The sequence below is a fragment of the Amycolatopsis japonica genome (genome assembly GCF_000732925.1).
GTDB lineage: Bacteria > Actinomycetota > Actinomycetes > Mycobacteriales > Pseudonocardiaceae > Amycolatopsis > Amycolatopsis japonica.
Genome location: NZ_CP008953.1, coordinates 7949955 through 7961845 on the forward strand (window position 1 = coordinate 7949955; position 11891 = coordinate 7961845).

Sequence of the window (11891 nt, forward strand, 5' to 3'; positions counted from 1 at the left end):
CTGCGAACCTCTTCCCTCGGTGTACGGCGTTGCCAGTTTGTCATCCCGGCCACCGTCATGGGGGTCACTCGCTTTCGTCGCAGTTCCGTAACCCCGGCACCGCTACCTACTTCGCGGTAACTACACGTATGCTGCTGTGCGTCGTCGAGTGGTGTTGATCACTCGATGGTGAGAAAGGGAGTCCGGACGTGCAGATCTTGCAGGCCCACGCGGCGGTGGGACATGCGGGCCGGTCCTCCCTGTCCGGAACGGGAGGTGGACCGTGACTCTTCCCGCGCCCAACCCCGTCTCGATGCTGGCGGGCCACATCCTCCGCCGGAGTGGTTTCCCCGCGGCACCGTCGCCCAGGCCCAAGGTCAGCGACACCGCCGAGAGCGACGCCGCCGCCGAAGCCGCGAAGGCCGAGGCCTGGGAGCTGGTCAGCGCCGCTCAGGACGGCGACACCTCAGCGTTCGGGCGGCTCTACGACCGCTATGTGGACGTCGTCTACCGGTACGTCCTGTTCCGCCTCGGCGACCGGGACCTGGCCGAAGACGTCACCAGCGAGACGTTCCTCCGCGCGCTGCGCCGCATCACGTCGGTGAGCTACCAGGGGCGTGACGTCGGCGCCTGGTTCGTCACCATCGCGCGCAACATCATCCTCGACCACGTGAAGTCGAGCCGGTTCCGCCTCGAGGTCGTCACCGACGAGGTCGCCGAGCCCAACGGGGCACCGATCGGGAACGTCGGCGTGCAGGCCGTCGCGGGGCCGGAACAGCAGGCCATCAGCCGCGCCACCCGCGCCGAACTGCTGCGGTGCGTCGCCGAACTCGGCGAGGATCAGCGCGAGTGCATCGTGCTGCGGTTCATGCAGGGGCTTTCGGTCGCCGAAACCGCCGCGATCATGAAGCGCAACGAGGGCGCCATCAAGGCCCTTCAGCACCGCGCGGTACGCCGTTTGGCACAACTTCTGCCCACAGGACTGCGTTAAGGTTCCATATTTGTCCCTCACCGGGCCTTGCCGTAACCCTTGGGCGTCCCCGCTCGTTTTCTCAGCCAGACCGGTGTCAGGACCGGGCTGAGCAGATGGAGACTTCGCCGTGGGCGTGCCGGGATGGTTCGCGCGGGAGCGGGCGGACGGTGACCGCTTCGCCGACCTTGTCGACGGCACCGAATCCCCGGACGACGACGAGTTCGCGCACGAACTCGCGCTCGTCGGCGGCTTGCGCGAACTCGGCGCCGGCGGCGCCCCCGACGCGGAGACCCGGCAGCGGATCCGCGACGAGATCGCCGGACGCCTCGCCGAAGCCGAAGCCGCGCCGAAGCGACGTGGTCACGCCATCGCCAATCTCGCCGCGGCCGCCGTCGCGCTCATCCTGGCGCTCGGCGGGATCACCCTGTTGCTGTCCAAGGACGCGTTGCCGGGCGATCCGCTCTACGGCATCAAACGAGCGGGTGAATCGGCCTCGCTCGGGCTCACCTTCGACGAACAGGACAAGGCGAAAAAGCATCTGGAGTTCGCCGCGAACCGCGTCGGCGAACTGGACGAGCTGACCCGGCAGGGCGCGCCCACCGCCGCGTATTTCACCGGGCTCGCCGATTTCGAGACCGATCTCCGCGCCGGCGTCTCGCAGCTGACGGCACTCGTCACCGATCAGGGTGGCCAGGCCCGGCTGGCCGAGCTCCGGTCCTGGGCGCGTCAGCAGTCCGACCGGCTCGGTCTCCAGATCGACTACGCCCCCGCCGAAGCACGCGACAAGTTCGACTCGGCGCGCGTGCTGCTCGAGAGGGTCCAGGCGCGCACGACGGATCTCGGCTCGCGTCTGGTCTGCTACACGATCACCACGGGCTCGTCCGACGAGCTGGGCGCGGTCCCGGCCGCCGGCGACTGCGTCCGGAATCCCGACTCCCCCGACGCCGTCCTGCCGCCGGTGACGTCTTCCCCGCCGTCGTCCGCTCCGTCCGCGACGCCGACGCCGACCTCGGTGCCGCCATCGTCCGGTGTGGACACCGCGGCCCCGACCGGACCGCTCGCCCCGCCGTCAGGAGGCACGCCGCCGCCCGTCGTGGCCACGCCCGGCCCGACGACGAGGACGTTGCCGCCGACGACCACCACGCCACCGCCGCCGCTGGTTTCGATTCCGCCGCTCATCCCGGGGTTACCGCCGATAATCATCGGCTGACTCGGTGTCACGTGAGGCAGGCGCCACACCCGGGACAGCGTGGTCGGCCGCTCGCTACGCTGTGCACAGGCACCTGGGATTCCGGAGGCGGTGTGCGTGTCAGTGTGGCGGGGCAGGGATAAGAGTCAAGAGCTCGAACGGCTGGCCGAGCTCGCGGGCGAGGCGTCGGCCGAGGCCGCCATGGCGACCGCGTCCGCCGAAGCCCTCGAACCGCCCGCGCCGCCCGCACCGCCGGACCTGACGGCGGCCGCGTTCTTCGACGTCGACAACACCATGATGATGGGCGCGTCGATCTTCTACTTCGCCCGCGGCCTGGCCGCGCGCAAGTTCTTCACGTCCGCCGATCTGGCCGGATTCGTCTGGCAGCAGGTGAAATTCCGGCTCGGCGGCAGGGAGAACAAGGAGGACATCAAAACCCACCGCGAGCGCGCACTGTCCTTTGTGGCCGGTCGTACCGTGCAGGAACTGACCGACATCAGCGAAGAGATCTACGACGAGCTGATGGCGGACAAGATCTGGTCCGGCACCAGGGCGCTCGCGCAGATGCACCTCGACGCCGGGCAGCGGGTCTGGCTGGTCACCGCGACCCCGATCGAACTCGCGGCCATCATCTCGCGGCGCCTCGGTCTCACCGGTGCGCTGGGCACCGTCGCGGAGACCAAGGACGGCGTCTACACCGGCCGTCTCGTCGGCGACCTGCTGCACGGCCGCGCGAAAGCCCACGCCGTGCGCGCGCTGGCGTCACGCGAAGGGCTGAATCTCAAGCGCTGCACGGCGTATTCGGACTCGCAGAACGACGTCCCGATGCTGTCGGTCGTCGGGACCGCGGTCGCGGTGAATCCCGACGGCGGTCTTCGCGACGTCGCGCGGGCACGCGGCTGGGAGATCCGTGACTTCCGGACCGGACGCAAGGCCGCGAAGATCGGCGTGCCCTCGGTGCTGGGCGTCGGTGCCGTGGCCGGTGCCGTCGCGGCGGGCATGGCCTACCGCAAGCGCTGACCGCATTTAGTCCTCTGAATGCGGTCCTTGCGCGTGCAACTACCGCATCCAGAGGACTAAACGCGTGAGGGCGGCTCGTCGTGATCAGACCTTCTCTGCGCGACTGTGTGGATTTCTGGTCATCCAACGCCCCAAAATCCACACAGTCGGGCGGCGCTCTCGGCATCTGACACCCGCCGGCGTTGTGAGAGCCACTTTCGCACCCGCCACTGCACACTGAACGCCGAAGCGCTGACCCGTCACATGCGTGCTTAAGGCCGGAACTCGCGTGTTCGGAGCCGGAACTCGAGAGTTCCGGCTCCGAACACGCGAGTGACGGCTCCAATCACGCGAGTTACGTGGTCTAGCCCTTGAAGACGCTCTTCCGCTGCGAAAGGCGTTTGTACAGCGACTGCTGGATCGACTCCCGCACCTGGTCGGTCAGCGTGAACACCAGCATCGGGTCGTCCACGGCGTCCGCGTCGTAGGTGTCCGTGCGGATGGGCTCGCCGAACTCGATGCTCCACTTCGTCGGCAGCGGGATCGCGCCGAGCGGGCCGAGCAGCGGGAAGAGCGGCGTCACCGGGAAGTACGGCAGGCCGAGCACCCGCGCGAGCAGCTTGATGTCCCCGATCTTCGGGTAGATCTCCTCCGCGCCGACGACGGACACGGGGATGATCGGCGCCCCGGTCCGCAGCGCGGCGGAGACGAAACCGCCACGGCCGAACCGCTGCAGCTTGTAGCGCGACGAGAACGGCTTCCCGATCCCCTTGAACCCTTCCGGCCAGACCCCGACGAGTTCTCCCTTGCGCAGCAGGCGTTCCGCGTCGGCGTTGCAGGCGAGCGTCTGCCCGGACTTGCGGGCGAAGGAGCCGATCAGCGGCAACTGGAACACCAGATCCGCGCCGAGCCCGCGCAGGTGCCTGCCGCCGGGGACGTGGTCGTGCACGGCCACGGCGGTCATCAACGCGTCGAGCGGCACCGTGCCGGAGTGGTTCGACACCAGCAGCGCGCCGCCGTCGACCGGCAGGTTCTCGACGCCGAACGTATCGACCCGGAACCACTTCTCGTACAGCGCGCGCAGCGGCGGCAACAGCAGCGTCTCGGTGAGTTCGGCGTCGAAGCCGAACTCGTCGACGGTGTAGTCACCGGTCAGCCGGTCACGGACGAACGCCAACGCCGTCCTGAGCGAGTCCGGGAGGAGGTCCGCGTCGGTGGGCCTCGTCCGGGCGGGCGAGACCCGCGCCGCCCCGGGGAACTCGACGACGGGCGCGTCGGCCCGGCGTTCGGAGTCCAGATGGTCCTGAGCTTCTTCCGACTCGCGAAGATCCCGTTCCGCCTGCGCGGCCGCGTCCGGCTTCTCTCTGCCGGGGCCGTGCAACGGGATGACCTGCGCTTCAGCGCCGCTCACGTTTTCCGCCTCGCCTTCGTGAGAGTTCTCGTGTGGCCTGCTCACCGGTGCGCCGCCTGTCCGGTCGCCGCGGCCACCAGCACCTTGCCCGCGAATCCGGCGAGCTTGCCGCCGTCCACCACGGGCCGGAGCCCGCGGCCGGTGATGTAGTCGTCGAACGCTTCCCGCGTCGTCCACCGCGGGGTGTAGCCGAAGTCCTTCTTGAGCTTCGTGATGTCCACGACGCGGCCGAAGTTCAGCAGCCGGACCTGGTCGGCGGAGAAGTCGACCACCCGCGCTCCGCGCAGCACCTTGCCGACCGACGGCACGACGCCGCTGGGCATCGGCAGCTCGACCCGCCCGGCTCGCCGGATCGCCTGAGAAAGGGTGAGTACCCCCTCCGACCCGACGTTGAACACGCCGGGTTTGTCGTTCAGCGTCGCCTGTTCGAAGACGGCCAGCGCGTCCGAGGCGTGAAGCAGCTGGATGCGCGCGTCGTAGCCGAAGACGGTCGGGACGACAGGCAGCGCGAAGTAGCGCGACAGCACCGTGTCGATCTCCGGGCTGATGATGTTGGCGAACCGGAGGAGCGTCGTCGTGATGTCGGGACGGCGGCGCATGAGCCCGCGGACGTACCCCTCCATCTCGACGGCGTCCTTCGCGTAGCCGCTGGCCGAGGTGGGGATGAGCTCCGAATCCTCGGTGAAGACGGCCTGCGAGCGCGCGCCGGCGCCGTAGACGGCGGCCGTCGACTTCACCACGAGCTTGCGCACGAGCGGCGAGCGCTGGCAGGCCGCCAGCAGCCGCATCGTGCCGATGACGTTGACCTCTTTGATCGCCGTCCGGCGAGCCGGGCCCGCCGGATGCGCGGTGCACGAGGCGTGCACCACGGTGTCGACCTTGGCCGTGCTGATCACCTTGGCGATCAGCGGATTGCGGATGTCGGCGCGGACGTACTCAGCGTGCCCCATGCGCTGCAGTACCGACTTCTGCGGGGGCGTGGTGTCCACGCCGATCACCCGCTCGAACCCCGGATTGTTGCCGAGTCTGGCGAGCAGCTTCCCGCCAAGGTCTCCCCCGACCCCGGTCACGAGCACGATGTTCGACGGCATAGGACTCCCTGCGGCTTTGGGCGGTTCTCGGACTTTCGATCACGGGGTCCTGATGACCTTGAGCGCTGGTCCATCGACCGTGTGTGCGCGAACCTGCACTCATGGGAAGCATCGCGCGGCTGCCCTTGAGATGTTACCGCTCATTAGGGGTAGTCGAGTCAGCGCTTACATGCTATTAACCCGCTGCTCGCAGAGGGGATCCACGTCTCACTCGAATGGGCGGAAACCGCCCACGAAATGGGAATGGCCCGTCCAGAAACTGGACGGGCCACTCACCGGCTGTGTCTTACTTGCCGGCCTTCCTACGCTGAACGCGCGTCCGGCGCAGCAACTTGCGGTGCTTCTTCTTCGACATGCGCTTACGGCGCTTCTTGATCACAGAGCCCATCGTGAGCGCTCCTTCCTTCGTCGTCGGTCACGCTGCCCGGCGCAGCGTCCAACGGGTGGAGCGCACAGGCACGAGCGGTCTTCCAGGGTACTCGCGCCCCGGAAGACGCCCTCGGGCGGGCACGTTGTGCTCCGCGGACCGAGCCTCAGCCCACGTCGAAGTACGCGCCTTGCAGATACTCGTGTACGGCCTTTTCGGGCACTCTGAACGACTTCCCGACGCGCACCGCGGGCAGCTCGCCCGAGTGAACGAGGCGGTAGACGGTCATCTTGGAGACCCGCATCAGCGTGGCCACCTCGGCGACCGTCAGGAACTGGACCTGGCCCACTGAGGGCAGATCATCCTTCTTGTTCGGCGGCATGATTCACCGTGTCCTTCGACACGTGTCGCGCCACGAGGCTTCCCCACCTGTGGTATCGACACGCACGTGCTCTCCTGAGAGTAGCGGGACACGTGTGGCTAAAGCGACGCGAGTCACCGGGATGGGCCCGTCCGACTACGCATTTCGTCCTCTGGATGCGGTGGTTCGACGTCGAACCACCGCATCCAGAGGACTAAACGCGGGGTTCGTGGGCGCGGCCCAGCTCGGTCGAGCGGTCCTTCGCGGCCTCGATGGCGGCCAGCAGCGCCGCGCGGACACCGTGCTTCTCCAGCTCGCGGATGGCGTTGATGGTCGTCCCGGCGGGCGACGTGACGGCTTCGCGCAGCAGCACCGGGTGTTCATCGGACTCGGCGAGCATCTTCGCCGCCCCGACCGCCGACTGGATGATCAGCTGCCCGGCGAGCGCCCGCGGCAGGCCGAGCAGAATCCCGGCGTCGATCATGGCCTCGACCAGGTAGAAGAAGTACGCGGGCCCGGAGCCGGACAGCGCCGTGACGGCATCCTGCTGCGACTCGGGCACCTCGACGACCTGCCCGACGTGCGAAAGCAGGTCCTTCACCACAGCGATGTGCTCGGCGGTCGCGTGCGCGCCCGCGGAGACCGCGCTCATGGCCTCTCCCACGAGCATCGGGGTGTTCGGCATGACCCGCACCACCGGGACGCCGTCGGCCAGCCTGCGCTCGTACAGGGCGGTCGGCAGGCCCGCGCACAGGGAGACCACCAGGGACTCCTCGCCGAGCAGCGGCGCGAGCTCGTCCAGCACCGGCTCGATGTCCTGCGGTTTGACCGCGACGACCAGCACGTCGGCCCGGCGGGCGGCGTCGGCGACGCCGACCCCGTGCACGCCGTAGCGCTCGGTCAGCTCGGCCGCGCGCGCCGGATACCGCTCGGTGAACAGGAGGTCGTCCGGGCTGTGCCCGCCGTGCAGCAGGCCCGAGAGCAGGGCCTCCCCGATCTTCCCGGCACCCAGAACCGCGATCACGCTCATGCCTTTCAGCGTGCCAAACGGCCGTCAGGCTCCAGGCGCCGGGGCAAGCGCCAGCTGCCGCGCCTGGCAGACCAGCCTGCCCTGCGAGTCGACCACGAGGGCGTCCGAGTCGAACCAGGCCTCGTGCACCGATTGGCTCTGGACGATCACCCGCAGCCAGCCCGGCGCCGGCCGGGTGCGCAGCAACGCGGTCAGCTGCACGGTGGGCGCCCAGCCGACCCGGCCGAGGTTGTAGACCACCGGCGGGTTCACGTCGCTCGCGAGCAGGGCGAAGTACGGGTCCGCGAGCCCGTGCCGGGGCCGGACCCACAGCCGCATCCTCGGCGGGTCGCCGATCCGGCCGTGCAGGTAGCCGACACTCGCCGGGTCGAGCCGGACTTCGCAGCCCTTCGCGAGGTTGAAGAGGCCTTCGGAGGTCTCGCCGGTCACGGGCACCGCGCCGGGCGGCGGCTCCGCGGCCATGGCCGGGACGTCGGTCCACTCCGGCCGCCGCATCGGCAGCCGTCCGGTGGTCACCCTGGCCTCGACGCAGCTGCGGCCCCGCTGCTCCAGCAGGACCCCGACGACCGAGGCGCGCCTGCCGACCTTCCGGACGTCCATGCGCAGCAGCACCGGCCCCACCGCGGGCGGATGCAGGAACTCCGCGCTGATCGCGAGCGGCTCGGACGGCGGCTCTCCGCGTTCGTGGAGGAACGACAGGGCGGCCCGTGCCATCAGGGCCATCAGGAAGCCGCCGTGGGGGTGTCCACCGATCGACCATTCGGTACGGAGTACCGCCGTGAACGTGCCGTCACCCAGTGATCTCGTCGCGCATGCCTCGTCGAAGGAGGTGCTCGTTTCGTCGGTCGCGCTCACCGAGCACTGACCCAGGCCACGAGCCGATCCATCGGGGTGCGGGAGATCAACAAGCGCAGCTGGTTCACGGTCGGAACTTTACGTGTACCAGCGCCTCGGGCGCAGGGAGGAATGAATCTCCGCACCTGGAGACGATCTTTGTCATTGACCGAGGTGCAGCCTCGCGAACAAGAGTGACTCCGCGAGGTCCCGCGACCGTTGCGCCGCGCTCGGCGACCGCCGGGTGTTGATCTCCAGCACGACCTGTCCGGAGAAATCGCTGCTCACGAGCTTTTCCAGCAGTTCGGCGCAGGGTTCGATGCCGCGTCCGGGCACCAGGTGCTCGTCCTTCGGGAGTCCCGTGCCGTCCGCCAGATGGACGTGCGCGAGCCCGGGACCCATCCGATCGGCGAGCGCGAGGGCGTCCATCCCGGCTGCCGCTGTATGGGACAGGTCGAGCGTGTAGTGGCGAAACCCTACGTCCGTAGGGTCGATCGACGGCCGGAACGCCGACACCCGCGACATCCGCGATCCACCGGGCGGGCGGACCTTGAACATGTTCTCCACCGCGATCTCGATGCCGCTGGCTTCTTCGAGCTCGTCGACGAGGTCGCCGAACGCGTCGCCGTAGCGGCGCTGCCACCGGAACGGCGGATGCACCACGACCGTGCGCGCGCCCAGTTCCTGCGCGGCTTCCACCGACATCCGCAGGCGCACCACGGGATCCGGCGACCACACGCGCTGGGTGATCAGCAGCGAAGGCGAGTGGATCGACAGCACCGGCACCCCGGTGCGCCGCGACCACCGGCGCAAGGCGGAGACGTCCTGGCTGACCGGGTCGGCCCAGACCATCACCTCGACACCGTCGTAGCCGAGGTCGGCGGCCAGCTCGAACGCCACTCCCGCCCGCAACGGCCAGACGGACGCCGTCGAGAGGCCTACCGGAACCTGCTGAACCATTCCGGCATTCTTCCCGAGGCCGCTAACGGGCGACCAGCAGGAGTGCGGCCGGTGAGACCGTCACCACCAGTCCGACCAGCACCGCGAGCACCAGGGTCTGCAGATCCTCCGCCTTGCGGATCTTCCGGACGATCCACACCAGCGCGACGATCACCAGCAACGCGGCGACCAGCGCGGCGGCGGGAAGGTTCACCCACAGCCAGTTGAAGCCCAGCCACACCGCGGCACCACCGACGACGCCGAGGGCGAGCTGACCGGCCAGCGCCAGCCACTGCTTCCCCGGCGAGGCCTTCTCGGCGGGCGCCGCGGGCTCGTCGACGACCTCCTCGGCCTGATCGTCGTCGTAGTCGTCCTCGTACTCGTCGGCGCGGTAGCCGTAGTCGTCACGCTCGAAGTCCGGGCCGCCGTCCGGATACGCCGGGTCGGCGAACTCGCGCTCGTAGTCGTCGAGGTTGTCCTGACGGTCACGGTCGTCGAGGGAGTGCGGCGGCACGAACGGCATCGGTGCGGGGTGGGGCGAGTGGGAAGAACCCATGGTCGGGGGGCCTGCGTCGAACGGGTCCGGTTCGGGCTCGGGGTCCGGCTCGACGGGCGCGACCGGGGGCGGCACCGGCGGGATGCCGCCGATCTCGGTGTCCTCGGACTGCACCTTCTGCCTGCGCTTGCGCCATCCGGCGAGCCCCGCGGGCGGCGCCGCCGGCTCGACGGGCGCCTCAGGTTCGGGCGCGGCCTCTTCGCCGACCGCGGCGAACTGCTCGGTGCTCGGCTCGGCCTTCGGCTGCGGCGGACGGGCGGCCGGACGACGGCGCCGCGCCGGCTGGGCGGGCGGCGTCGCGAACGCGCCGCTGGCCATCGGGCCGGGCTGGTCCTGGACGTCTTCGGCCGGGGCGTCGAGGCCACCGTCGAGTCTCGCCGAAAGCCCCGACGACGGGGGCCCGGCGGGCGGTTCGGGACGGCGGCGGACCGGCGGCACCGCGCCGCGGGTCTCCTCCGGGCCGGGCGGACGCGGACGGCCGCGCGGGGGCAGCCCCTCGGAATCCGGCGGACGCTGCTGATAGCCGGACTGCTCCTGCGGCGGTGTCGGCCGCACGAACTGACCCGACTGCTGCGGCGGGCGCTGCTGGTAACCGCTTTGCTCCTGCGGCGGCGTCGGCCGGACGAATTGCCCGGATTGCTGCGGCGGACGCTGCTGATAGCCGCTCTGCTCCTGCGGCGGGCGCACCGGCGGCGTCTGCCGGGTCGGGGCGTTCGGCGGCACCGGCAGCGGCGCGGAATCCTGCTGCGGCTGCGGAAGCGGACGCGCTCCGGAGTCTTGCGGGCGCGCGCGGCGCGGCGGACGGTTGGCGGGCGGCGGGGTATCGCCGGACACCCGGTCGATGATCGCCTGCGGCGCGGTGTCGCTCACCGACGGCGCGCGCCGTCCGCGAGTGGGCTCGGGAGCCTCGTCCTCGTCGTCGGCCGCGCGGCGTCGCCTGCGGCGCCCGCCTTCGGGCTGGGCTCCATGCTGCGCGAGCAGCTCCGCCACGGTCTTCTGTGGCTGGCCGCTCTCTGTCTCGTCCGTCATACCGTGCTGTCCAATGCGCGCTCGAGCCGTTGTGAACCGGCACGCGACGGGGCATCGGCGGCGTCGCGCGCGCTATCCACCGTCATCCGCATTTCCGTCACCTCTTCACCGTGCCCGTTCTCCGTCGACTAAGTCCAGTCGGGCGCTGCCGCCCACAGTCTCGTCCGCACCGTTCGAATGGTCCAGCCGTCGAAGGATGACACCTTCTCGCAGCGCCCACGGACAGATCTCCAGTTCTTCCAGGGAAAGCGCCCGCATGGTGGCTTGTGCGACGAGCGCGCCGGCCACCAGCTGATGCGACCTGCTCGCGCTGACCCCCTCGAGCTGGGCCAGGTCCTGGGCGGTCATCCGGGAGATGAACGCGATGAGCTGGCGCAACGCGGTGTCGGTCAGGGTACGGCGCACATGCGGCCCGCTGGCCGACGGCGCCGCTCCGGTCAACCGGGCGAGTGACCGGAACGTCTTCGAGGTCGCCACGACACGATCGGGTTCACCCAATTTGGCGACCTTCTTCGCGAGCGGGGCGAGTTGTTCTTCGAGCCACACCGAAGTCGCGATGAGCTCCGAACGGGACGGCGGATCGTGCTGGAACCGCGTCCGCGTGGTCCGGCCCGCGCCCAGTGGCAGCGATTCGGCCAGGTCCGGCTCCTCGTCGCGGCCCATCGCGATCTCGAGCGAGCCGCCGCCGATGTCGAGCACGAGCAGCTTGCCCGCCGACCAGCCGAACCAGCGGCGTACGGCGAGGAAGGTGAGCCGGGACTCGTCGATCCCGGAAAGCACCTTCAGTTCGACGCCGGTCTGCTCCTGGACCTTCGCCAGCACCTTCGGGGCGTTCTTGGCTTCGCGGACCGCGGAGGTGGCGAACGCCATGACCTCTTCGCAGCCCAGCCGGGCCGCGGCCGCCTTCGCCGATTCGACCGCGCGTACGAGGCTGTCCGCGCCCGCGCGGCTCAGGTCGCCGTTGCGGGTGATCTGCTCGGCGAGGCGGAGGACGGCCTTTTCGGAATGCATCGGGGTCGGGTGGGCGCCACGGTGGGCGTCGACCACGAGCAGGTGGACGGTGTTGGAACCGACGTCGAGTACCCCTAGGCGCACGAGCGTCTACGGTACCCGCCCCCACGTCAGGTCACGAA

Annotated in this window: 12 protein-coding genes; 3 read left to right on the plus strand and 9 right to left on the minus strand. The window is 69.8% G+C overall.

The window, feature by feature from the left end:
- Window positions 1-262: 262 nt before the first annotated feature.
- The 3 genes from AJAP_RS36755 to AJAP_RS36765 all read left to right on the plus strand — a co-directional run bounded on the left by AJAP_RS36755 (window position 263) and on the right by AJAP_RS36765 (window position 3161).
- Window positions 263-970, plus strand: a complete 708-nt coding sequence (locus AJAP_RS36755) for a sigma-70 family RNA polymerase sigma factor (RefSeq protein WP_038520139.1) — start codon at window positions 263-265, stop codon at window positions 968-970.
- Between the two features lie 109 nt (window positions 971-1079).
- A complete protein-coding gene (locus AJAP_RS36760; RefSeq protein ID WP_038520142.1) occupies window positions 1080-2162 on the plus strand; it encodes a DUF5667 domain-containing protein in 1083 nt (360 codons plus the stop codon).
- 96 nt (window positions 2163-2258) lie between these two features.
- Window positions 2259-3161: an HAD family hydrolase gene (locus AJAP_RS36765; protein WP_016330921.1), complete on the plus strand. Its 903-nt coding sequence runs from the start codon at window positions 2259-2261 to the stop codon at window positions 3159-3161.
- Window positions 3162-3504: 343 nt separating this feature from the next.
- Here AJAP_RS36765 and AJAP_RS36770 read toward each other — a convergent pair whose 3' ends face one another.
- The 9 genes from AJAP_RS36770 to AJAP_RS36805 all read right to left on the minus strand — a co-directional run bounded on the left by AJAP_RS36770 (window position 3505) and on the right by AJAP_RS36805 (window position 11853).
- Entirely contained in the window at window positions 3505-4596 is a 1092-nt protein-coding gene (locus AJAP_RS36770) for a lysophospholipid acyltransferase family protein (protein WP_038520146.1), read from the minus strand.
- Window positions 4593-5642, minus strand: coding sequence for an NAD-dependent epimerase/dehydratase family protein (locus tag AJAP_RS36775; RefSeq protein WP_038520149.1), 1050 nt, complete (start codon window positions 5640-5642; stop codon window positions 4593-4595). The genes AJAP_RS36770 and AJAP_RS36775 overlap by 4 nt, the downstream gene beginning before the upstream one ends.
- Before the next feature lie 286 nt (window positions 5643-5928).
- On the minus strand, window positions 5929-6030 hold the full coding sequence (locus AJAP_RS43300; RefSeq protein WP_007030867.1) for a 30S ribosomal protein bS22: 102 nt from the start codon (window positions 6028-6030) through the stop codon (window positions 5929-5931).
- 145 nt (window positions 6031-6175) lie between these two features.
- Window positions 6176-6391 (minus strand): helix-turn-helix domain-containing protein, encoded by a 216-nt coding sequence (locus AJAP_RS36780; RefSeq protein ID WP_016330918.1) that lies wholly within the window; start codon window positions 6389-6391, stop codon window positions 6176-6178.
- Window positions 6392-6584: 193 nt separating this feature from the next.
- Complete coding sequence (proC, locus tag AJAP_RS36785) at window positions 6585-7400, minus strand: pyrroline-5-carboxylate reductase (protein WP_038520151.1); 816 nt, start codon at window positions 7398-7400, stop codon at window positions 6585-6587.
- Window positions 7401-7424: 24 nt separating this feature from the next.
- Window positions 7425-8255, minus strand: a complete 831-nt coding sequence (locus AJAP_RS36790) for a thioesterase family protein (protein WP_016330916.1) — start codon at window positions 8253-8255, stop codon at window positions 7425-7427.
- Window positions 8256-8396: 141 nt separating this feature from the next.
- Window positions 8397-9194 carry a sugar phosphate isomerase/epimerase family protein gene (locus AJAP_RS36795; protein WP_038520154.1) on the minus strand — a complete coding sequence of 266 codons (798 nt, stop codon included), beginning with the start codon at window positions 9192-9194 and terminating at the stop codon, window positions 8397-8399.
- 22 nt (window positions 9195-9216) lie between these two features.
- A complete protein-coding gene (locus AJAP_RS36800; protein ID WP_038520157.1) occupies window positions 9217-10758 on the minus strand; it encodes a hypothetical protein in 1542 nt (513 codons plus the stop codon).
- Between the two features lie 105 nt (window positions 10759-10863).
- A complete protein-coding gene (locus AJAP_RS36805) occupies window positions 10864-11853 on the minus strand; it encodes a Ppx/GppA phosphatase family protein (protein ID WP_037333010.1) in 990 nt (329 codons plus the stop codon).
- Window positions 11854-11891: the final 38 nt, after the last annotated feature.